This is a genomic window from Nocardioides marinisabuli (assembly GCF_013466785.1).
Lineage (GTDB): Bacteria > Actinomycetota > Actinomycetes > Propionibacteriales > Nocardioidaceae > Nocardioides > Nocardioides marinisabuli.
The window spans coordinates 1349803-1371715 of the sequence record NZ_CP059163.1 but is presented as its reverse complement, the minus strand read 5'-3'; the positions used below and the strand labels follow the sequence as shown (position 1 = coordinate 1371715).

22 protein-coding genes are annotated in these 21913 nt (G+C 73.0%); 14 read left to right on the top strand and 8 right to left on the bottom strand.

Annotated elements, in window-relative coordinates:
* Positions 1–27 precede the first annotated feature (27 nt).
* The 5 genes from H0S66_RS06675 (at position 28) to zwf (ending at position 6100) form a co-directional block, all read left to right on the top strand.
* Positions 28–729, top strand: a complete 702-nt coding sequence (locus H0S66_RS06675; RefSeq protein ID WP_179614693.1) for an alpha/beta fold hydrolase — start codon at positions 28–30, stop codon at positions 727–729.
* A gap of 10 nt (positions 730–739) precedes the next feature.
* Positions 740–2656, top strand: coding sequence for an anthranilate synthase family protein (locus tag H0S66_RS06670; protein WP_179614692.1), 1917 nt, complete (start codon positions 740–742; stop codon positions 2654–2656).
* A gap of 130 nt (positions 2657–2786) precedes the next feature.
* Positions 2787–3377, top strand: a complete 591-nt coding sequence (locus H0S66_RS06665; RefSeq protein ID WP_179614691.1) for an anthranilate synthase component II — start codon at positions 2787–2789, stop codon at positions 3375–3377.
* Positions 3374–4630 (top strand): anthranilate synthase component I family protein, encoded by a 1257-nt coding sequence (locus H0S66_RS06660; protein WP_179614690.1) that lies wholly within the window; start codon positions 3374–3376, stop codon positions 4628–4630. The genes H0S66_RS06665 and H0S66_RS06660 overlap by 4 nt, the downstream gene beginning before the upstream one ends.
* Positions 4631–4654: 24 nt before the next feature.
* On the top strand, positions 4655–6100 hold the full coding sequence (gene zwf, locus H0S66_RS06655; RefSeq protein ID WP_179614689.1) for a glucose-6-phosphate dehydrogenase: 1446 nt from the start codon (positions 4655–4657) through the stop codon (positions 6098–6100).
* Positions 6101–6133: 33 nt separating this feature from the next.
* On the opposite strand, the gene H0S66_RS06650 is transcribed toward zwf, so the two are convergent.
* Genes H0S66_RS06650 through H0S66_RS06640 form a run of 3 tightly spaced genes read right to left on the bottom strand, consistent with a single transcriptional unit; the run spans position 6134 to position 9132 of the window.
* Positions 6134–6982, bottom strand: a complete 849-nt coding sequence (locus tag H0S66_RS06650) for a thioesterase family protein (protein WP_258017129.1) — start codon at positions 6980–6982, stop codon at positions 6134–6136.
* Positions 6983–6991: 9 nt separating this feature from the next.
* Positions 6992–8422 carry a HAMP domain-containing sensor histidine kinase gene (locus H0S66_RS06645; RefSeq protein WP_179614688.1) on the bottom strand — a complete coding sequence of 477 codons (1431 nt, stop codon included), beginning with the start codon at positions 8420–8422 and terminating at the stop codon, positions 6992–6994.
* Positions 8419–9132 carry a response regulator transcription factor gene (locus tag H0S66_RS06640; RefSeq protein ID WP_276529361.1) on the bottom strand — a complete coding sequence of 238 codons (714 nt, stop codon included), beginning with the start codon at positions 9130–9132 and terminating at the stop codon, positions 8419–8421. Before H0S66_RS06640 ends, H0S66_RS06645 begins: the two co-directional genes overlap by 4 nt.
* A gap of 127 nt (positions 9133–9259) precedes the next feature.
* Between H0S66_RS06640 and H0S66_RS06635 the strand changes: the two genes are divergently transcribed.
* On the top strand, positions 9260–11641 hold the full coding sequence (locus H0S66_RS06635) for a PQQ-dependent sugar dehydrogenase (RefSeq protein ID WP_179614686.1): 2382 nt from the start codon (positions 9260–9262) through the stop codon (positions 11639–11641).
* Here the strand turns inward: H0S66_RS06635 and H0S66_RS06630 are convergent.
* From H0S66_RS06630 to H0S66_RS06620, 3 genes are read right to left on the bottom strand one after another with little or no spacing between them, the layout of a single operon-like run.
* Positions 11632–12522, bottom strand: a complete 891-nt coding sequence (locus H0S66_RS06630; protein WP_179614685.1) for a fructosamine kinase family protein — start codon at positions 12520–12522, stop codon at positions 11632–11634. The genes H0S66_RS06635 and H0S66_RS06630 overlap by 10 nt on opposite strands.
* Positions 12519–13064: a low molecular weight protein-tyrosine-phosphatase gene (locus H0S66_RS06625; RefSeq protein WP_258017128.1), complete on the bottom strand. Its 546-nt coding sequence runs from the start codon at positions 13062–13064 to the stop codon at positions 12519–12521. Before H0S66_RS06625 ends, H0S66_RS06630 begins: the two co-directional genes overlap by 4 nt.
* On the bottom strand, positions 13061–13441 hold the full coding sequence (locus H0S66_RS06620; RefSeq protein WP_179614684.1) for a phage holin family protein: 381 nt from the start codon (positions 13439–13441) through the stop codon (positions 13061–13063). Before H0S66_RS06620 ends, H0S66_RS06625 begins: the two co-directional genes overlap by 4 nt.
* Before the next feature lie 68 nt (positions 13442–13509).
* On the opposite strand from H0S66_RS06620, the gene H0S66_RS06615 reads away from it, so the two are divergent.
* The 4 genes from H0S66_RS06615 to H0S66_RS06600 all read left to right on the top strand — a co-directional run bounded on the left by H0S66_RS06615 (position 13510) and on the right by H0S66_RS06600 (position 16571).
* Positions 13510–14076 (top strand): VanZ family protein, encoded by a 567-nt coding sequence (locus tag H0S66_RS06615; protein ID WP_179614683.1) that lies wholly within the window; start codon positions 13510–13512, stop codon positions 14074–14076.
* A 14-nt stretch (positions 14077–14090) separates the two neighbouring features.
* Complete coding sequence (gene hisC, locus H0S66_RS06610; protein ID WP_179614682.1) at positions 14091–15173, top strand: histidinol-phosphate transaminase; 1083 nt, start codon at positions 14091–14093, stop codon at positions 15171–15173.
* Between the two features lie 34 nt (positions 15174–15207).
* A complete protein-coding gene (locus H0S66_RS06605) occupies positions 15208–16173 on the top strand; it encodes a glutathione S-transferase family protein (RefSeq protein WP_179614681.1) in 966 nt (321 codons plus the stop codon).
* 95 nt (positions 16174–16268) lie between these two features.
* Positions 16269–16571: a hypothetical protein gene (locus H0S66_RS06600; RefSeq protein ID WP_179614680.1), complete on the top strand. Its 303-nt coding sequence runs from the start codon at positions 16269–16271 to the stop codon at positions 16569–16571.
* Here the strand turns inward: H0S66_RS06600 and H0S66_RS06595 are convergent.
* Positions 16568–16783, bottom strand: a complete 216-nt coding sequence (locus tag H0S66_RS06595; protein WP_179614679.1) for a hypervirulence associated TUDOR domain-containing protein — start codon at positions 16781–16783, stop codon at positions 16568–16570. The genes H0S66_RS06600 and H0S66_RS06595 overlap by 4 nt on opposite strands.
* Positions 16783–17235, bottom strand: a complete 453-nt coding sequence (locus H0S66_RS06590) for an SRPBCC family protein (RefSeq protein ID WP_179614678.1) — start codon at positions 17233–17235, stop codon at positions 16783–16785. Before H0S66_RS06590 ends, H0S66_RS06595 begins: the two co-directional genes overlap by 1 nt.
* A gap of 203 nt (positions 17236–17438) precedes the next feature.
* On the opposite strand from H0S66_RS06590, the gene pdhA reads away from it, so the two are divergent.
* The 4 genes from pdhA (at position 17439) to H0S66_RS06570 (ending at position 21912) form a co-directional block, all read left to right on the top strand.
* The gene (gene pdhA, locus H0S66_RS06585; RefSeq protein WP_179614677.1) at positions 17439–18632 is read left to right on the top strand and encodes a pyruvate dehydrogenase (acetyl-transferring) E1 component subunit alpha; all 1194 of its coding nucleotides are present in this window, start codon (positions 17439–17441) and stop codon (positions 18630–18632) included.
* Positions 18632–19615 carry an alpha-ketoacid dehydrogenase subunit beta gene (locus H0S66_RS06580; RefSeq protein WP_179614676.1) on the top strand — a complete coding sequence of 328 codons (984 nt, stop codon included), beginning with the start codon at positions 18632–18634 and terminating at the stop codon, positions 19613–19615. Before pdhA ends, H0S66_RS06580 begins: the two co-directional genes overlap by 1 nt.
* Positions 19616–19637: 22 nt before the next feature.
* On the top strand, positions 19638–21083 hold the full coding sequence (locus H0S66_RS06575; protein ID WP_179614675.1) for a dihydrolipoamide acetyltransferase family protein: 1446 nt from the start codon (positions 19638–19640) through the stop codon (positions 21081–21083).
* A gap of 226 nt (positions 21084–21309) precedes the next feature.
* Positions 21310–21912, top strand: coding sequence for an alternate-type signal peptide domain-containing protein (locus tag H0S66_RS06570; RefSeq protein WP_179614674.1), 603 nt, complete (start codon positions 21310–21312; stop codon positions 21910–21912).
* Position 21913: the final 1 nt, after the last annotated feature.

Genomic DNA, 21913 nt, shown 5'->3' with positions numbered 1-21913 from the left:
CCTTCCTGACCCGGGACGAGGACTGACATGGACATCCTGCTCATCGCCGGCATGTGGCTCGACGCGACGGCCTGGCGCGAGGTCGTGCCCGGGCTGGAGCGGCTCGGGCACCGCCCGGTCGCCCTGACCCTGCCCGGCCAGGGCGACGGCGACGCCGGCGCGACGTACGACGACCAGGTGGCGGCCGTCGTCGCGGCCGTGGACGCCGCCGACGGGCCGGTGCTGGTGGTCGGCCACTCCGCGGCCTGCGCCCTGGCCTGGGTCGCGGCCGACGCCCGCCCGGAGGCGGTGGCGCGGGTGGTGCTGGTCGGGGGCATGCCCTCCGAGGACGGCGAGACCTACTTCGGGTTCTTCGAGCCCGTCGACGGCGTGGTGGCGTTCCCCGGCTGGGAGCCCTTCGAGGGTCCCGACTCCGACGACATGTCGGCGGAGCTCAAGGCGGAGGTGGCGGCCGGGGCCCTCGCGGTGCCGGCCGCGGTCACCCAGGGCGTCGTGCGGCTGCGTGACGAGCGCCGCTACGACGTGCCGGTGACCATGGTGTGCCCCGAGTACACGCCCGAGCAGGCCAGGGAGTGGGTCGAGGCCGGCGACGTGCCCGAGCTGGCCAGGGCGCGGCAGGTCGACTACGTCGACATCGACTCGGGTCACTGGCCGATGTACACCCGCCCCGACGAGCTCGCCCGTCTGCTGGCTGACTGCGCTGCCGACCGGGGCGAGCCGCGCAACTAGGCTGCGGGGCATGACTGAGCCCACCACCCGGGATGCCCGCGCCGCGATCGAGGCGATCCAGGGGCACGAGGCGTGGGCCATCATCCGGCGCTCCACGCGGATCGGCGACAAGGACACCGTCGGGCTCGTCGGGGGCCGGCGCAGCGTCGTGGAGTCGCTGCTCGACGTCCCGCTCGAGGAGGGCGCCCCGGCTGACGGCCACATCGCCGACCGGCTGCTGGCCATCCCGTTCCGCCAGGTCGCCGAGCGCGGCTTCGAGGCCCACGACGACGGCACCCCGCTGGTGGTCGTCGACGTCGAGACCGAGCTGGAGTTCTCCGTCGCCGAGGTGGTCGAGGCGATCGACGACACCGGGGTCGAGTTCACCGACCGCGGCGGCTTCGAGACCGACGACGCGGCGTACGCGAAGGTCGTCGACACGATCATCCGCGACGAGATCGGCCAGGGCGAGGGCGCCAACCTCGTCGTCGGTCGCCACTACCGCGCGAAGGTCGCCGACTGGGGCGTGGCGACGGCGCTGACCGTCTTCAAGCGCCTGCTCGAGCGCGAGCGCGGCGCCTACTGGACCTACGTCTTCTTCACCGGCGACCGGTTCCTCATCGGCGCCAGCCCCGAGCGGCACGTCTCGATCCACGACGGCGACGTGCGGATGAACCCGATCTCGGGCACCTTCCGCATCCCTCGCGAGGGCGACGTCAAGGGCCCGCTGATGGACTTCCTGCGCGACGAGAAGGAGATCTACGAGCTCTTCATGGTCGTCGACGAGGAGCTGAAGATGATGTGCGACATCTGCCACGAGGGTGGCCAGGTGCTCGGGCCGTTCCTCAAGCCGATGACCCACCTCGTGCACACCGAGTACCTGTTGGCCGGGCGCACTGACCGCGACCCGCGCGAGGTGCTGCGCGACACGATGTACGCCGCCACCGTCACCGGCAGCCCCGTCGAGAACGCCTGCCGGCTGATCAAGGCCTACGAGTCGGAGGGGCGCGGCTACTACGGCGCGGCCCTGGCGATCCTGGGCCGCGACGAGCGCGGCGGCCCGGTCGTCGACAGCCCGATCGTGATCCGCAGCGCCGACGTCGACCTCGAGGGCAACCTCAAGGTGACCGCCGGGGCCACCCTGGTGCGCGACTCCGACGCGGCGTACGAGGTCGCCGAGACGCACGCCAAGGCCGGCGGCATCCTCAGTGCCTTCGGGCTGGTGCCCGCGGCGCCGGCGCCCGACGTGCCGGTGGCCGAGCTGGCCGCCGACGAGGACGTGCTGATCGCCCTCAACGCCCGCAACCGCCGGCTCTCGTCGTTCTGGCTGACCGACCAGGCCGACGAGGACCCCGACCCCCGCCTGGCCGGGCGCAGCGTGGTCATCCTCGACGGCGAGGACGACTTCGTGAACATGCTGCGCCACGTGATGGGCGTGATCGGCCTGAGCAGCACCGTGGTGCGTCACGAGGACTACGAGCCGGGCTGCCTCGACGGGCACGACCTGGTCGTCGTGGGCCCCGGGCCCGGCGACCCCCGCGACGACACCGACCCCAAGATGCAGAACCTGCGCGCGGCGGTCGCCTCGCTGCTGGCCGCCGAGCAGCCGTTCCTCGCGGTCTGCCTGGGCCACCAGGCGCTGTGCCACCAGCTCGGGCTGCCGCTGGCCTACAAGGACATCGTCTTCCAGGGCACCCAGTCGCCGGTGCGGCTGGCCGGGCGCACCGAGCGGGTCGGCTTCTACAACACCTTCGTCGGCCGGGTCGGCGACGACACGGTGCTGCCCGAGGGCGTCGAGGTCGACACCGACCCCGCGACCGGCGACGTGCACGCGCTGCGCGGGCCGCACTACCGCGGCATCCAGTTCCACGCCGAGTCGATCCTGACCCAGAACGGCTTCGACCTGCTCCACACGCTCGTGCGTGACCTGCTCGTCGGTCAAGAATGACCGATCGGAGGATGCTTCCCGGTCTGGCCCGGGTAGTGTTTCGCCTCGACACGCGACGCGGGTCGGAGCCCGGTGGAGACTGCCCCCCAGATCCACCGGGCTTGTCGCATTTCATGGTCGGTGCGGGCTGGTGAGCGCCCCCGACGTGGTCGTGGTCGACCACCACGACTCCTACACCCAGAACCTGGTGCACCTGGTCGCCGAGGTCACCGGCCGGCTGCCGCGGGTGGTCCAACATGACGAGAGCGACCCCGACGACGTGCTGCGCCACAGCCACGTCGTGCTCTCGCCGGGTCCTGGGCGCCCCGACGACCCGCGCGACTTCGCCGTCGGCGTCGAGGTGCTGCGCCGCGCCACCCGGCCGGTGCTCGGCGTGTGCCTGGGCATGCAGGGGCTGGTCACGACGTACGGCGGCCGCGTGGGCCGGGTGCCCCCCGCCCACGGCACCGTCTCGGCGCTGACCCACGACGGGCGCGGCGTCCTGACCGGCCTGCCCCAGGGCTTCGAGGTGGTGCGCTACCACTCCCTGGCCGCGCTCGAGGTGCCCGCGTGCCTCGAGGTGAGCTCCACCTGCGCCGGCGCCACCCCCGAGGACCCGCCGGTGGTGATGGGGGTGCGCCACCGCGACCTGCCGCTCGAGGGCGTGCAGTTCCACCCCGAGTCGGTCCTGTCGCGCCACGGCGCCGCCCTGGTCGCCTCCTTCCTGCGGGGCACCCGGTGAGCGGCCCCCCGAGCGACCCGGTGGCGGTCTTCGAGCAGGTGGCGGCGACCCACGAGCGCTGCTTCTGGCTCGACGGCGGCGGGGCGCGGGAGTGGTCGGGGCGCCGCTCCATCCTGGGCTGGTGCGAGCCCGACGACGTGTCGCTGACCTACGACGCCGGGCGCCGCGAGGTCACCCGCCACAGCGGCGGGCGCGCCGAGGTGGTCGGTGACGACGTCTTCGCGGTGCTCGAGGCCGAGCTGGCCGCCGGCGGCCCGGCCGACCAGTGGTTCGGCCACCTGGGCTACGCCTGCCGTCCCGACCTGCCGGCCCGCCCGTCGCTCGACGTGCCCGACGCGGTGTGGATGCGCCCGAGCCACGTGCGGTTCTTCGAGCACCCGGACATGGCGGCGGGCCCGGGGGGTCTCGAGACGGTGGCTGCGCCACCTCCTCGACCAGCGTCCGCGGCCTACCGGGCGGCGTTCGCGGAGGTCCAGGAGCGGTTGCACGCCGGCGACACCTACGAGGTCAACCTGACACTGCGCGAGGAGGTCGTCTCGGGCCTCGACCCGGTCGCGGCCTACCTGCGGCTGCGGGCGCTGAACCCGGCGCCGTACGCCGGCTTCCTGCAGCACGACGTGGCGGGCGCGCGCGGGTGGCTGCTGAGCAGCAGCCCCGAGCGCTACGCGCTGGTGGGGGCCGACCGGGTGCTGGAGACCAAGCCGATCAAGGGCACCGCCCCGCGCGGGGCCGACGCCGCGAGCGACACCGCGCTGCGCGAGCGGCTGGCCGGCGACCCCAAGCAGCGCGCCGAGAACCTGATGGTCGTCGACCTGCTGCGCAACGACGTGGCGGGGGTCTGCGAGCCCGGCTCGGTGCAGGTGCCGACGCTGATGGAGGTCGAGACCTACGCCAGCCTCCACCAGCTCGTCAGCGTGGTGCGCGGGCGGCTGCGCGATGAGGTGACCACGGTCGGTGCGCTGCGCGCCCTCTTCCCCGCGGGGTCGATGACCGGGGCGCCCAAGCTGCGCACGATGGAGGTCATCGACGCGGTCGAGGAGAGCCCCCGCGGCGCGTACGCCGGCGCCTTCGGGTGGCTCAGCGCCGACGGGCGCGCCGACCTCGGGGTGGTCATCCGGGCGCTGAGCACCCGCGGCGACGGCACCTGGCGCCTGGGCACCGGCGGGGGCGTCACGGTGCTCTCCGAGGTCGAGGACGAGTGGGCCGAGGCCCGGTTGAAGGCCGACCGGTTGCTGGCCGTCTTCGACGCGTAACAAGGGACCGTTAGCCTCGGGGCCATGGAGAAGCCGCACGTCGTCGTCCTGTTCGGCGCCACCGGGGACCTGGCCAGGCGCAAGCTCCTGCCGGGGCTGCTGCACCTCTTCCAGGCCGACCTGCTCAGGGACGCCAAGATCGTGGGCACCTCGCTGGAGGACATGACCGACGACGACTTCGTCGACCTGGCGCGCAAGGCCTGCCAGGAGTTCGCCAAGGACGACTTCGACGCCGACACCTGGCACGATTTCGCGGCGATGCTGAGCTACGTCTCGCAGGGTGCGGGTACGGAGGCGCTGCGCGACGAGGTCTACCGGGCCGAGACGCTGCTGCCGGGCGACATCCACGACAAGCGCCGCCTGCACTACCTCTCGGTGCCGCCGAGCGCCGCCCTCGACGTGCTCAAGCAGCTCGACGAGTGCGGCCTGGTCGAGCGCTCGCGGGTGGTGATGGAGAAGCCGTTCGGCACCGACCTGGAGTCGGCCAAGGCGCTCAACGCCCGTGTGCACGAGGTCTTCGACGAGTCGCAGGTCTTCCGCATCGACCACTTCCTGGGCAAGGAGGCCGCTCAGAACATCCTGGCCTTCCGCTTCGCCAACGGCCTCTTCGAGCCGATCTGGAACCGCAACTTCATCGACCACGTGCAGATCGACGTGCCCGAGACGCTGGGCCTCGAGGGCCGAACGTCGTTCTACGAGGCCACCGGCGCCTACCGCGACATGGTCGTCACCCACCTGATGCAGGTGCTGACGTTCATGGCGATGGAGCCGCCGACGTCGCTGACCCAGGACCCGATCGGCGACGAGAAGCTCAAGGTCTTCCGCTCGATGAAGCCGATCGAGCCGCACCACGTGGTGCGCGGGCAGTACGCCGGCTACCGCGGCAAGGACGAGGTGGCCGACGACTCCGACACCGAGACCTTCACGGCGCTGCGCGTCGAGATCGACAACTGGCGCTGGGCCGGCGTCCCGTTCTACCTGCGCACCGGCAAGAAGCTCGCCGAGAGCGCGCGGATCATCTCCATCGCCTTCAAGGAGCCGCCGCTGACGATGTTCCCGGCCGGCTCGGGGGTGGGCAGGCACGGACCCGACCACCTGACCTTCGACCTGGCCGACCAGTCGCGGATGTCGCTGTCGTTCTACGGCAAGCGCCCGGGCCCGGGCATGAAGCTCGACAAGCTCTCGATGCAGTTCGCCACCCACGACACCCCGTCCTCGGGCCTGGTGCTCGAGGCCTACGAGCGGCTGATCCACGACGCGATGCGCGGCGACCACACGCTCTTCACCACCGCCGACGGCATCGAGGAGCTGTGGGCCAAGTCGGCGCCGCTGCTCGAGGACCCGCCGCCGGTGCGCAGCTACCCGCCCGGCTCGTGGGGCCCCAACGCCATCCACCAGCTCATCGCCCCGCGGGCCTGGCGCCTGCCCTTCGAGCGGGAGTGGCGCGACCCGAACACCAACGAGGCCTGAGCGGGCCCCCTCGGACCCACCTCAGGCACCGCCTCAGACGTCGTCGCCGCGGGCCCGGTCGTCGGAGCCGAGGTCGACCGAGCGCTTGGTGTTGCTCATCGCGGTGACCACGGTCGTGCCCAGGCGGCCCTCGCGGTCGAAGAGGGTCGCGGTGCCCACCGCGATGCCGTCGTGCTCGACGCGGTCGGTGGCGTGCAGGCCCACGGTGACCCCGACCGGCCGCCGGGCCAGGGTCAGGGTGATGTCGGCGTTGATGTGCTCGACGCCCCGGCTGCCCCAGTTGCTGGTCAGGCTGGTGCCGTCGGCCATCGCGGCAGCGGCCTGGAAGCCGGTCAGCGGCTCGCCCGAGACGATCGCGGGCGGGGTGTTCCAGGTCGTCTTGCGGCCGGCGTTCTGGTGCTCGCGGAAGTTCTGTGACCAGTCGGCGTCGCTGCGCAGGTAGGGCACGTGCGGCTGGTCGGAGACCGGGGCCACCTCGACCGGGGGCGGCTGCGGGGCGTCCTGCGGCATCCACACCTCGCCGGTCGGCGCCTCGCCGGTGCGCAGGAACAGCACCGAGGCGCGCGCGGTCGCGACCGGCCCGTCCTCGGTGTCGTCGCCGTCCTGGAGCAGGTGCACGTCGACGAGGCACAGCCGCGGTCCCTCGCGCACGACGGTGGTCTCGAGGCGGCAGGGCCGCATCCGGGTGGCGCGGAACAGGTCGACGGTCAGCCGCACCGGCACCAGCTCGGCGCGCCCGATGGCCTCGACGGCCTGCTCGGCGGCCCGGCCCAGCGCGCCGCTGACGGCCACCCCGTGCAGCTGGTCGCCCGACCAGCTGCTCAGCGCCATCTCGGTCGGCACGAGCACGTCGCCGTCGCGGGTGAAGAAGGAGAGGTCCACGCGCCGACCCTAGAGGTCGCGCGGTGCCGGCGGCCGTCCGGGCAGCCGCAGCACCAGCCGCGCCCCGCCGTACGCCGACGCCTCGGCGCGCACCGAGCCCGAGTGCCGCTCGGCGGCCTGGGCCACGATCGCTAGGCCGAGCCCGGAGCCGGGCATCGAGCGGGACTCCTCGGCGCGGTAGAACCGCTCGAACACGTGGGGCCGGTCGTGCTCGGCGATGCCGGGGCCCTCGTCGTCGACGCTGAGCTCGCCGTCGGCCAGGTGCACCCGCACCGTGCCGCCGGCGGGGCTCCACTTGGCGGCGTTGTCGAGCAGGTTGGTGACCGCGCGCTCGAGGGTGCCGGACTCGCCGACGACCTCCCAGGCGTCGGTGTGCACCTCGAAGCGGACCCCGGGGGCGCGGCGGCGCACCCGCGAGACCGCGTGCTCGACCAGCTCGGCGAGGTCGATGGTCTCCACGACGTGGGCGAGCGGCTCGTCGCGCGCCAGCTCGACGAGGTCGCCGATGAGGGTGGTCAGCTCCTCGGTCTGCGCGCGCACGTCGTCCATCAGCTCCTGGCGGGCCTCGGGCGGCAGGTGCAGCGCGTGCGGGTCGTCGTCGGCGGCGGTGGCCTGGCTGAGCAGGTCGATGTTGGTGCGCAGGGAGGTGAGGGGGGTGCGCAGCTCGTGGCCGGCGTCGGCGACCAGCCGGCGCTGGCGGTCGCGGGAGGCCTCGAGCGCGGCGAGCATCTGGTTGAAGGAGGTCGAGAGCCGGGCGATCTCGTCGTCGCCCTCGACGGGGATCGGGGTGAGCTGCTCGGTGCGCGCGATGGTCTCGACGGCCCCGGTCAGGCGGCGCACGGGCTTGAGCCCGTTGCGCGCCACGCCCCACCCGGCGAACCCCGCGAGCACCACCCCGGCGAGGCCGAGCAGGAGCGTCACGACGCCCACCTTGGCCAGCACCTTCTCCTGCGCCTCGAGCGACTGGGCGATCACCAGCGCCTGGCCGGTGCTCTGCGCCGGCACCGCCACGACCCGGAACCGCTCGCCGCCCGCCTCGACGGTGCGCAGGCTCGAGCCGCGCCCCCGCAGCGCCACCAGCGTCTCGGGGTCGCCGAGCGCGATCCGCGCGGCGTCGGGGCTGCGGTCGGCCGAGACGACCTCGGGCTCCGGCTCCGCGGTCAGGAAGGCGATGCGGATGTCGCCGGCTCCCAGCGCCCACGACGGGATGTCGTTGGCGACCGTCAGCTGCTGCAGGGCGTCGGCGCTGGCGGCGGCGCGGGCCCGGTCGAGCAGCGACTCGTCGAGGCTGTCCTGCAGCTGCATCCGCATGGTCAGGTAGGTGCCGGCGGCCACGAGGGCGACGGTCAGCCCCACGGCCATGGTGGTCAGCAGGGTGACCCGGCCGGCCAGCGAGCGCCGGAAGCCGAGGCGCCGGGACCGCCCGGGCGCCGGCGTCATGACTCCTTCAGCACGTAGCCCACGCCGCGCACGGTGTGCAGCAGCCGGCTCTCGCCCGCCGCCTCGGTCTTGCGGCGCAGGTAGCCGACGTAGACCTCGAGGGAGTTGGCGGTGGTGGGGAAGTCGTAGCCCCACACCTCCTCGAGGATGAACGAGCGCTCCAGCACCCGGCGCGGGCGCCGCAGGAACATCTCGAGCAGCGCGAACTCGGTGCGGGTCAGCTCCATCTGCCGGTCGCCGCGGCGCACCTCGCGGGTCGCGGTGTTCATGCTGAGGTCGGCGAAGACGAGCGTCTCCTCGGCCTCCGCCGAGACCGGCACGGTGCGGCGCAGCAGGGCGCGCAGCCGCGCGAGCAGCTCCTGCAGCGCGAAGGGCTTGGTCAGGTAGTCGTCGGCGCCGGCGTCGAGCCCGTCGACGCGGTCGCCCACGGCGTCGCGGGCGGTGAGCACCAGGATCGGCACGTCGTTGCCGGCCGCGCGCAGCGCGCGCGTGGTCTCGAGCCCGTCGAGGCGCGGCATCATCACGTCCATCACCACGACGTCGGGGCGCGCCGCGGCGATCCCCGCCAGCGCCTCCGCGCCGTCGGTGGCCAGCGCGACGGCGTACCCGTTGAACTCCAGCGAGCGGCGCAGCGACTCGCGCACCGCCTTGTCGTCGTCGACGACGAGCACCGTGGAGCGGCTGGTCGAGGAGGCGTCGGGGGCGGTCACGGCCCCAACTCTGCCAGGAACCCCTGAAGGCGTCCTGAGAGTCGGGCCCTGAGAGTCGCGAGCGTGAACAGCGGACAACGGGGCCCGTGGGGACCTACCGTGGCCGGGACGACCATGGGGGGTTGGCATGAGGCTGCAGGGACTCGCGGCGGGCGCACTGGTGCTGCCGCTGCTGCTGGGCACGGGACCGAACGACCAGCCGGCTTCGGTGACGACCCCGGTGACGACCCTGATGACGACCCCGGTGGCGGTGGCCGGCCAGGAGCGGGCGCAGCCCACCACCGGTGCGCCCCGGATGCCGGGACGTTTCGAGGAGCGCGTCGTCGTCGACGACCTCTACATCCCCACGGGCGCCGCGTTCGCGCCCGACGGCGAGATCTTCGTGGCCGAGAAGAGCGGGGTGGTCAAGGTCGTGGCCGGTCCCGGCGAGGCGCCGCAGCTCTTCGCGGACCTCAACGCCGAGGTCCACAACCTCTTCGACCGCGGCATGCTCGGCATCGCCGTCGACCCCGGCTTCCCGCGCCGGCCCTACGTCTACGTGCTCTACGCCTACGACCACGTGCTCGGCGACCCCGAGCCGGCGCCGCGCTGGGGGACGCCGGGCTCCTACTACGACGAGTGCCCCGACCCCGCCGACGGCGGACCGGGCGCGGAGCAGAGCGGCTGTGTGGCCAGCGGGCGGCTGAGCCGGCTCACCGCGCAGGACGTCGGCGGCTCCTGGCGGATGAGCGGCGAGGAGGAGGTGCTGGTCGAGGACTGGTGCATGCAGTACCCCAGCCACGCGACCGGGTCGCTGCGCTTCGGACCCGACGGCTACCTCTACGCCAGCGCCGGCGAGGGCGCGCACTACTCGCAGGTCGACCACGGCCAGGTCGAGGCGCCCTTCTGGGGCGAGGAGGGCAACCCGTGCGGCGACCCCGACCGCGAGGGCGGCTCGCTGCGCTCGCAGGACATCCGCACCCGCGGGGACGCGGTCGGGCTGTCGGGCAGCGTGATCCGGATCGATCCCGACACCGGCCTGGGCGCCCCGGGCAACCCGTTCGCCGGGGACGGCGACGCCAACGCGGAGCGGATCGTGGCCTACGGGATGCGCAACCCCTTCCGCTTCGGCTTCCGTCCCGCTGCGGGCGCCGGGGAGCCCGAGGTCTGGGTCGGCGACGTCGGACAGGGCGGCTTCGAGGAGATCGACCGGTTCCGCACCGGCGGGCGGGCCGAGAACTTCGGCTGGCCCTGCTACGAGGGCCCCGGGCGCAACCCCGGCTTCGACTCCGTCGACCTGCCGCTGTGCGAGTCGCTCTACCAGGAGCGCTCGGCCGACGCCCCCTACTTCGCCTACCCGCGCACCGAGACCGTCGCCGGGGAGAGCTGCCCGACCGGCTCCTCGTCGATCTCGGGGGTCCAGATCCCCACCGGCGAGGGCTACCCCGACCGCTACGACGGCGCCCTGTTCTTCTCCGACTTCTCCCGCCAGTGCATCTGGGTGATGAAGGCCGGCGCGGACGGCCTGCCCGACCCCGGCCGGGTGCAGCCGTTCCTCGAGGGCGCCGCGAGCCCGGTCGACCTGCTCACCGGCCCCGAGGGCGACCTCTACTACCTCAGCCTCGGCGTCGACGAGGTCGGCAACTTCGAGGAGCGCGGCGGCTCGCTGCGCCGCCTCCACTTCGCCCGCGGCAACCGGATGCCGCGGGCCGAGGTCGAGGCCGACCGCACCTGGGGCGCCCTGCCGCTCACGGTCGCCCTCGACGCCCGCGGCTCGAGCGACCCCGACGGCGACGAGCTCACCTTCGCGTGGGACCTCGACGACGACGGGGAGTTCGACGACGCCGGCGGCCCGCGCGCCGAGGCGGTCTTCGAGGAGGACCGCGACGCGCTGGTGCACGTGCGGGTCAGCGACGCGGCGACGTCCGACGTGGCCACGCTGCGGCTGCACCCCGGCGACCTGGGGCCGCCCGAGATCCAGGTCGACGACCCCGGCGCCGGCCGGGGCTGGGCGGTCGGCGACACCATCGCCCTCGGCGCCACCGCCACCGACCCGGACGGCTCCGAGGTCGACGTCTCCTGGTCGGTGGCCGTGCGGCACTGCCCCCACGACGTCTGCCACTCCCACGAGGTCGTGGGCTCCGGCACCGACCCCGACCTCGTCGCCCCCGACCACGAGCACCCCTCCCACCTGCTGGTGCAGTACCGCGCCACCGACGCGCGGGGGCTGACCAGCACCGAGTCGGTGCGCCTGGACCCGAGCACCGCCCGGCTGCGGGTGCGCAGCCGCCCGCGCGGGCTGCGGGTGACGGTGGCCGGCGAGACGCACCGTACGCGCGGAGCGGGGTGGACCGGCACCTTCATCGAGGGGTCCCGGGTCAGCGTGAGCGCGCCGCGCAAGCAGCGCCACCGGGGCCGGGTGTGGCGCTTCCAGCGCTGGTCCGACGGCGGCGAGCGCAGCCACGTGGTCGTCGCGGACGCGGGCACGACCACGGTGCGGGCGGTCTACCGCCGCCGGGCTCAGAGGTAGCGCGAGGCCACGTCGGCGGCGCGGGCGCCGTACCCGCCACCCATCAGGCAGGCGTGCACCAGCAGCGGGAAGACCTGGTGCAGCGCGACCCGGTCCTCCCAGCCCTCGGCGAGCGGGTGGGTCTCCTGGTAGGCCGCGAGCACCACCGGCAGGTGCGGGAGCCCGAAGAGCGCCAGCATCGCCAGGTCAACCTCGCGGTGCCCGCCGTACGCCGCCGGGTCGACGACCCAGGGCGAGGCGGGGGCCCCGGGCGCGGCGCCGCTGGTGGTGTCGGTGCCCCAGAGCACGTTGCCGTTCCACAGGTCGCCGTGCAGCCGGGCGGGCGGCTCCTCGGGCAGCAGCGCGGTCAGGCGGCCCACGAGGCGCTCGACGGTGGCGACGTGGCTGTCGGTGACGGCGCCCCGGTCGCGGGCCAGCTTGAGGTAGGGCAGGACCCGGCGCACCGCGTAGAACTCCGCCCAGGTGTCGGTGGGGCGCTGGGGCAGCGGCAGGCGGGCGATGAAGCCGTCGCGCTGCGCGCCGTACGACGGTGCGCCGGCCGCGTGGGTGCGGGCCAGGGCGCGCCCGAGGTCGGCGGCGGCGTCGGCAGTGACCCGGCCGGGCTCGATCCAGCGCAGGATCACGCAGTCCGGTGCGCTGGCCAGCAGCGCCGGCACCTGCACGCCGCCCTCGGCCTCGGCCAGCCACCCCAGCCCCCGGGCCTCCGCCTCGAAGAAGCCGGCCGGCGCCTGCGACAGCGTCTTCATCAGCGCCGTGGTGCCGTCGGAGAGGCGCAGCTTGGTCGCGCGGGCCACGTCGCCGCCGGCGACCGGGGCGGTGGCCACCACCGCGGAGCCGAGCAGCTCCTCGGCGCGGCGGGCGAGCGCGGGCTGGCGGGTCACGCGGGCCCCGTCGACCGCTGCGTGTCCGGGTGGTGCTGCAGGGCCGGCTCCTGCTGCAGAGCGGAGACGATCGCGGCGCTCGTGCGCTCGACCATCGCCAGCACCTCCTCGAATCCCTGGTCCCCACCGTAGTAGGGGTCGGGCACCTCGCCACCGGTGCCGACGGGGTCGAGTTCGCGGTAGAGCCGACGGCGCTCGGCGGGGCCGCCGAGGTCGGCGAGGTTCTGCTCGTCCATCGCCAGCACCAGGTCGTGCTGCTCCAGCCAGCCCGGGTCGACCTGGCGCGCCCGGTGGGCGCTGGGGTCGTGGCCGGCGGCCAGCAGCGTGGCGGCGGCCCTGCTGTCCATCGGCTTGCCGGTGTGCCACCCGGCGGTGCCGGCGCTGGCGACCGAGACCACCGGGGTGAGCCCGGCCTCGTCGACGCGGCGGGTCAGCACCACGTCGGCCATCGGCGAGCGGCAGATGTTGCCCAGGCAGACCAGGGCGACGGCGTAGCGCCCGGGCTGGCGCGGCGGGGGCAGCGCGGCCGGCGCGGGGCTCACCGCTCGGAGCCGATCACGTTGTCGACGGCCCAGGTCACGACGGTGATCACGATCGCCCCGCCCACGGCGGGCCAGAAGCCGGTGACCTTGAAGCCGATGTCGAGCAGCGCGGCGATCTCGTCGGTGAGCAGCAGCATCGCGGCATTGATGACCAGCAGGAACAGCCCCAGGGTCAGGATGATCAGCGGCAGCGCGAGCAGCTTGAGGACCGGCTTGAGCACCGCGGTGACGGTGCCGAGGATCGCCGCGACCACCAGCAGCGCCAGGGCCTTGTCGGCCAGCTCGGCGTCGCGGGGGGTGAAGCGGATGCCGTCGAGCAGCCAGGCGGCCGCCGCGAGGGCGATGGCGTTGGTCAGGAGCCAGGTCACGAAGCGCACGTGTCCGAGTGTGTCAGGAACCCGGGTGCCGGGTCGGGCGGGAGCGGCCGTTTCCGTAGGCTTCGGGCGTGGTGCCGGTCGGTGGGGTGGAGGTCATGCTGGCGGGCACCGCTGCCTCGGGCCTGCTGCTCGCCGGTCTCGCGCTGCTGCTGCAGCGGCGCACCGGTGTCGTGTGGGCCTGGGCCTTCGCCGGCCTGCTCTGGTCGCTGGTGGTGATCGGGCTGCTCACGCTGCTCCCGGCCCAGGCCGACCCCGGTGTCGTGTACGCCGACGAGCGGCTCGGGGTGTGCTCCTTCGACCTCGGTGGCCCGGCCCCCGACGGGTTCTGGATCCTCTCCGGTGGCCAGCGGCTGCTCAACGTGCTCGTCTTCGTGCCGTCGGGCGCCCTGCTGGTCGTGGTGGCTGCGCGCTGGCGCTCGGGGTGGGTCACGGTGCCGCTGGGGCTGGCCGCGCTCGCGGCGTACTCGGTGGGCATCGAGTGGACCCAGCTCGAGCTGGCCCGCATCGACCGGGCCTGCGACGTCACGGACGTCGTCGACAACGTGACCGGGGCGGCGCTGGGGGTGGCCGTCGGGCTGGTGCTGGTGGTGGTGCTGCGCCCGTGGCGGGCCCGCCACCCGCGGGGTGGGCGCTGACTAGGGTGGCGCCCATGAGCACCCCCTCGACGCCCCGGCCGCGCTCGCACATCGGCGACATCCCGGCCTACGTCCCCGGCAAGCCGCCCACCCCGCGGCCCGGCCTGGCGACGTACAAGCTCTCCAGCAACGAGAACCCCTACCCGCCGCTGCCCGGCGTGGTGGAGGCCGCCACCCGGGCGGTGGAGTCGATGAACCGCTACCCCGACATGGGCAGCCGGGCGCTCTACGAGGCCCTGGCGCAGCGGCTCGGGGTGCCCGTCGAGGACCTGGCGGCGGCGACCGGCTCGGTGGCGCTGATCTACCAGCTGCTGCAGGCCTTCTGCGAGCCGGGCGACGAGGTCGTCTACGCCTGGCGCTCCTTCGAGGCCTACCCGATCGCGGTCACGGCCGCGGGCGCCCGGTCGGTGCAGGTGCCGCTGCGCGCCGACGGCCACCACGACCTCGACGCGATGGCCGACTCGATCACCGAGCGCACCCGCGTGGTGATGGTCTGCACCCCCAACAACCCCACCGGGCCGGCGGTCACCCAGGCCGAGCTCGACGCGTTCCTGGCCCGGGTGCCCGCGCACGTGGTGGCCGTCGTCGACGAGGCCTACCTGGAGTTCGTGCGGATGGACGACGCCGTCGACGGCCTCGCCACCTACCGCGCGCACCCCAACGTGGTGCTCTTCCGCACCTTCTCCAAGGCCTACGGGCTCGCCGGCTTCCGCGTCGGGTACGCCGTCGCGCACGCCGAGGTCGCCGGCGCGCTGCGCGCGGTCTCGCTGCCCTTCGGCGTCTCCTCGGTCGCCCAGGCCGCCGCGCTGGCCTCGCTGGAGGCGAGCGAGGCGCTGATGGAGCGGGTGGACGCGCTGGTCACGGAGCGCGACCGGGTCGAGTCGGGCCTGCGGGCCGCGGGGTGGGACGTGCCCGACGCGCAGGGCAACTTCGTCTGGTTCGCCCTCGGGGAGCGCACCGCCGCGTTCGCGGCCGCCTGCGACGAGGCCGGCATCGTGGTGCGGCCCTTCGCCGGCGAGGGCTGCCGGGTCTCCATCGGTGAGGTCGAGGCCAACGACCGCCTCCTCGAGGTCGCGCGGGCGTTCGACCGCGGGTGAGCCCAATGGTTGATCCTTCACCTAACCTGGTGGGATGACTGAGGACCTGAAGCCGACGTACGTCGAGGCCGGCGGCTTCGACCGGGACATGAACTACGTGCCCGACCGGATCACCCGAGGCGCCCGGCGTCCCGAGCACGGTCCCGACGAGGGCGAGTTGTGGCCGGTCGAACCGGGCCGCTACCGCCTGGTGGCGGCGAAGGCGTGCCCGTGGGCCAACCGCTCGATCATCGTGCGGGGTCTCCTCGGGCTCGAGGACGTGATCTCGCTGGGCACGCCCGGCCCGACCCACGACAAGCGGTCGTGGACCTTCGACCTCGACCCCGGGGGCAAGGACCCGGTGCTGGGCATCGAGCGGCTGCAGGAGGCGTACTTCGCGCGCTTCCCCGACTACCCGCGTGGGATCACGGTCCCGGCGATGGTCGAGGTCGAGTCCGGCAAGCTGGTCACCAACGACTTCCCGTGGATCACCCACGACCTGTTCTTCGAGTGGCGCGAGCACCACCGCCCCGACGCCCCCGACCTCTGGCCGGCCGATCGCCGCGAGGAGATGGAGGAGGTCATGCAGCGGGTCTTCACCGAGGTCAACAACGGCGTCTACCGCTGCGGCTTCGCCGGTGACCAGGAGTCCTACGAGGCGGCCTACGACCGGCTGTTCGAGGCTCTCGACTGGCTCGAGGAGCGGCTCGCGACCCGCCGCTACCTGATGGGGGAGACGGTCACCGAGGCCGACGTGCGGCTCTTCACCACCCTGGTGCGCTTCGACGCGGTCTACCACGGGCACTTCAAGTGCAACCGCAACAAGCTGACCGAGATGCCGAACCTGTGGGGCTACGCCCGCGACCTCTACTCGATCCCGGAGTTCGGCGACACGATCGACTTCGACCAGATCAAGGCGCACTACTACGTCGTGCACAGCGACATCAACCCCACCGGCGTGGTGCCCAAGGGGCCCGACGAGTCGCTCTGGAACACCCCGCACGACCGCGACCGCCTCTGACGGGGGCGGTCCGCACCACCCCCACCTTCTCGATTCGTCGATCGGTTGAAGAACGCGGCGCGAGGTTGGTCGACCGATCGACGAACGGGGAGGGTGTGCTGCTCCCCGCCGACGCCCGGGACCTCTCCCACGAACGGCAGTGGGCGGCCTGGCGCGAGCTGGCGCGGGGGGACCTGGCGCTGCGGCCCGGGCTCGGTCTGGCCCTGGAGGGCGAGCGCCGGGTGGTCGAGCAGGTCCGTGAGTGGAGGGGCGCCGGGCTCGACGACTCGCTGGCCGACGACGACCTGACTGACGCGGCGCTCGCGCTCGTGACCGGCGCGATCACCCGGATGATCGACACTCAGGACCCGTGGCCGCTCGAGCACGCCGCACGCGTGCTCGAGAGGGGCTGGGCCTAGTCGGCCCGCTCGACCTCGCTGCGCAGCTTGAGCACGACGGTGCCGTCCTCCTGCTCGATGACGTACGCCGGGTCGTCGTTGCTGCCGTGGCGGGTGATCTCCTCGCCCTTGGTGGTGCGCGAGACGTCGTCGTGGTGGACCTCGGTGACCTTGCCGGTCGCCGAGCCGTTGCCCCACGACCAGCGGACCTCGGTGCCCTGGCGGATCGACATCAGCGCACCCCCGCATCGGCCTCGGCCGCGGCGGCCAGCTTGGGCAGCGTCGCCTCGATCGCGGCCTGGGTGCGCTTGGCGAACAGGGCGCGGAAGACCGCACGCACCGGCGCCGGGTAGCGGGTGATGTCCCAGGTCTCGGTGACCCGGGTGGCGCCCTCGCCGGCCGGCTCGAGCTCGTAGCGCCACCGGTGCAGACCCTTGTGGCGCCAGGCGATCAGCCGGTCCTCGTCGTACTCGACGACGGTGTTCTTGATCTTGTAGGGCGCACCCTGCTTCATCGACATGCCGAACTCCGAGCCGAGCGTGAGCCGCTCGGGCCCCGAGACGGTGCCCTGCACGGTGCCGGAGCCGTCGATCCGCGGGTGCTGGCGCGGGTCGGCCAGGATCGCGAAGACGGCGGCAGGAGGGGCCTGCACGGTCAGGGAGCTGTGCACCGGTGTGGAGGACATGCCCCGACGGTAGCGGCTGGGCGGGCCCCGCGAGGGTGGGTGATTGGCGAGCCCCACGACACGCCGGGTAGGTTGAGCGCACTCGTGTGGTCCGGGTCACAGACCCCTGGCACGATGGCGCACCACCCCGCGCCGAGCCAGGCCCGGACCACGTGCGGCCAGCGGAGACCCCGTCCGGCCCGTGACTCGAAGGAGTGTGCCCCGTGCCCGATCCCGCCACCGAACGCGGCCAGAACCGCGACGGATTCGGCCCCGACCTCGCCGAGGTGTTCGGCCCCTCGCAGAACGACGGCGGCCCCGAGCTCGTGCAGCTGCTGACGCCCGAGGGCGAGCGGGTGCACCACCCCGAGTTCGACATGGACTTCAGCGCCGACCAGCTGCGCGGCTTTTACCGCGACATGGTGCTCACCCGGCGCATCGACACCGAGGCGACCGCCCTGCAGCGCCACGGCGAGCTCGGCATCTGGGCCCAGCTGCTGGGCCAGGAGGCCGCGCAGATCGGCGCCGGCCGCGCGCTGCGGCCCCAGGACTACGTCTTCCCGACCTACCGCGAGCACGGCGTCGCCTACTGCAAGGGCATCGACCCGCTCAAGCTGCTGGGCCTCTTCCGCGGCGTCGACCACGGCAACTGGGACCCGGCCGAGTTCAACTTCGGCCTCTACACGATCGTCATCGGCGCCCAGACCCTGCACGCCACCGGCTACGCCATGGGCATGCAGCGCGACGGCGTCGTCGGCACCGGCGACCCCGAGCGCGACGCGGCCGTCGTCGCGCACTTCGGTGACGGCGCCTCCAGCCAGGGCGACGTCAACGAGGCCTTCATCTTCGCCGCCTCCTACAACGCCCCGGTCGTGTTCTTCTGCCAGAACAACCAGTGGGCGATCTCCGAGCCGATCGAGCGCCAGACCCGCATCCCGCTCTACCAGCGTGCGCTGGGCTTCGGCTTCCCGGGCGTGCGCGTCGACGGCAACGACGTGATGGCGACGTACGCCGTGACGCAGGCGGCGCTGCAGCGCGCCCGCGACGGCCAGGGCCCCACCTTCGTCGAGGCCTACACCTACCGGATGGGCGCGCACACGACCACCGACGACCCGACCCGCTACCGCCTCAGCGACGACGTCGAGAGCTGGAAGCTCAAGGACCCGATCGCGCGCGTCGAGGCCTACCTGCGCCGCAACGGCCTCATCGACACCGACTTCATCGACGACCTCAAGAAGGAGGCCGACGAGCTCGGCGCCCACCTGCGCGAGGGCTGCAAGTCGATGCCCGACCCGACGGCGATGCAGATGTTCGACCACGTCTACGCCGACATGCCCGAGGAGCTGGTCACCCAGCGCGACGGGTTCGCCGCCTACCTCGAGACGTTCGAGGACGCCACGCACGGAGGAGGACGCTGATGTCCGGGCAGAAGATCACCCTGGCCAAGGGCCTCAACATGGGCCTGCGCAAGGCCATGGAGGACGACCCCAAGGTCCTGGTCATGGGCGAGGACGTCGGCAAGCTCGGCGGCGTCTTCCGCATCACCGACGGTCTGCAGAAGGACTTCGGCGAGGACCGTGTCATCGACTCGCCGCTGGCCGAGTCGGGCATCGTGGGCACCGCGGTCGGCATGGCGCTGCGCGGCTACCGCCCCGTCGTGGAGATCCAGTTCGACGGGTTCGTCTACCCGGCCTACGACCAGATCGTGTGCCAGGTGGCGAAGATGCACTACCGCTCCAAGGGCCGCTCGCCGATGCCGATGGTCATCCGTATCCCCTTCGGCGGCGGGATCGGCGCCGTCGAGCACCACAGCGAGTCGCCCGAGGCGCAGTTCGCGCACACGCCCGGCCTCAAGGTCGTGGCCTGCTCCAACCCGGTCGACGGCTACTGGATGATCCAGCAGGCCATCGCCTCCGACGACCCGGTCATCTTCCTCGAGCCCAAGCGGCAGTACCACGCCGAGAAGGCCGAGCTCGACGAGAGCGCCACCCCCGAGCCGCTCTTCACCTCGCGCGTCGTGCGCCGCGGCGAGGACGTCACCGTGCTGGCCTACGGGCCCACCGTGAAGACGGCCATGTCGGCCGCCGAGGCCGCCGCCACCGAGGGCCGCTCGCTCGAGGTCATCGACCTGCGCACCCTCTCCCCGCTGGACATGGGCCCGGTCTACGAGTCGGTGCGCCGCACCGGTCGCGCCGTCATCACCCACGAGGCGCACGTGAACCTCGGCATCGGCGCCGAGGTGGCCGCCCGGGTCACCGAGGAGTGCTTCTACTCCCTGGAGTCGCCGGTGCTGCGCGTCGGCGGCTTCGACACGCCGTACCCCGCGTCGCGCATCGAGGAGGACTTCCTCCCCGACCTCGACCGGGTCCTCGACGCCGTCGACCGCACCCTGGCCTACTGAGAGCCTCGAAGGAGCCTGCTGCATGCCTGAGTACAAGCTGCCCGACGTCGGCGAGGGCCTCACCGAGGCCGAGATCGTGACCTGGAAGGTCAAGGTCGGCGACGTCATCGAGATCAACGACATCGTCGTCGAGATCGAGACCGCCAAGTCGCTGGTCGAGCTGCCCTCGCCGTACGCCGGCGAGGTCACCGCACTGCTCGTCCCCGAGGGCGAGATGATCCCGGTCGGCACCCCGATCATCCGCATCGGCGCCGAGGAGCCCGCGGCTGGCGGTGCCCCCGGGGCCAGCCCGGGCACGCCCGAGCCCGAGATGGAGATCGACCTGTCCAACCCCGCCGCCAGCGGTGGCGGGGAGGGCGAGAGTCTGGTCGGTCGCAACAAGGCCGACCGCGGCCCGGTCCGCCGGGTACGCCGCGCCGCCGGCGCTGTCGCGGCTAACCAGCAGGCGCAGGCCGCCTTCGAGCCGGGCGCCTCCCCGGTGGTGGAGGAGGAGACCGCCGACGAGCCCGTCCCCGCCACGTCGGTGGTCGCGCGCCCGGGGGGCGAGGAGGCAGCGCAGCAACCGTCTCGACACCCCCGCGCCCTCGCCAAGCCCCCCGTGCGCAAGATGGCCAAGGACCTCGGCGTCGACCTGACGACCCTGACCGGGTCGGGCCCCCAGGGCTCCATCACCCGCGACGACGTCCGGGCCGCCACCGCGCAGGCCGATCAGGGCGCGCAGCAACCGTCTCGAGGCCACGCCCCCAGCCCCCGCACCCCCGGCGAGCGCGAGACCCGCGAGCCCGTCAAGGGCGTGCGCAAGATGATGGCGCAGGCGATGAGCCAGTCGGCCTTCACCAGCCCGCACGTCACCGAGTGGGTCACCGTCGACGTCACCGCCACGATGCAGCTCGTCGAGCGGCTCAAGTCGCGGCGCGAGCTGCGCGACGTCCGGGTCAGCCCGCTGCTGGTCCTGGCGCGTGCGGTGGTGCTGGCGATGCGACGTACGCCGGAGATCAACTCCTACTGGGACGAGGCCGCGCAGGAGGTCGTCTACAAGCACTACGTGAACCTCGGGATCGCCGCCGCGACCCCCCGCGGCCTCGTGGTGCCCAACGTCAAGGACGCCGACAGCCTCTCGCTCGTCGAGCTGGCGACCGCCCTGGGGGAGCTCACCGCGACCGCGCGCGAGGGCAAGACGCAGCCCGCCGACATGTCGGGCGGCACCTTCACGATCACCAACGTGGGCGTCTTCGGCGTCGATGCGGGCACCCCGATCATCAATCCGGGCGAGTCCGCGATCCTGTGCTTCGGCGCGATCAACAAGCGGCCCTGGGTCGACGAGGTCACCGGCGAGATCGTCGCCCGCGACGTCACCACGCTGGCGCTGTCCTTCGACCACCGCCACATCGACGGCGAGAAGGGTTCGCGCTTCCTCGCCGACGTCGCCGGCCTGCTCCAGGATCCCGCCTCCGCACTGCTCTTCTGAGCCTGCGCGCAGCACTCGACGAAGGAGGATCTCCGGCACCAGGTGCCGGAGATCCTCCTTCGTCGTTGGCCCAAGTGCCACGACGGCATGACCCGATGTGACTACCCGGCCCCGGCCCCTCCCGGCGGACAGCCATGGCCGGAGCGCCGGTGTGATCCAGGTCGCACTCGGCCAGGCTGTGCCGCGGAGGGGGGACGTGTGTCCCCGCTGAGGCTTGGGAGGGCCGATGAGGACATCGCTGAAGGCTGCGCTCGCGGGAGTTGCGGGTGCTGGTCTGCTGCTGGGGGGCGCGGGTTCGCTGGCGTTCTGGAACGACACCCAGACCGAGAACGGTGGGACGATCGAGTCGGGCACGCTGAACCTGCTGGATCGTGACTGCAGCGGCTGGGTCGTGGCCGGCTCGGAGCCGGCGACGACTGTCGATTTGTTGAACGACTTCCTGGTGGTCCCGGGTACCGAGGTCAGCAAGACCTGCACCTACGGCGTCAAGGTGGAGGGTGTGCTCGAGGCGAGCCTGTCAGTCAACGACGCCGACGATGACGGACTTGAACTCGGTCCCGAGCTCGAGGTCACCTCGGACTTCAGCATCCTCGACTCGGTGGGTGACCCGAGCGTCGGTGACGCGGTGGTGGTCACGGGTGGGGTAGGAAAGTGGACCTTCAATCAGGCGGACACCGGCAAGACGCTGAAGGCTGTGATCACCGTCAAGTTGCCCTTCGAGGACGGCGTCGTCAACAACGCTGCCAACTCGTTGGTGGGTGATGGCGACAAGGTCGCTCTCGCGACACGGCTGGACGACCTCACAGTCACTGTCAAGCAGACCTCCTAGA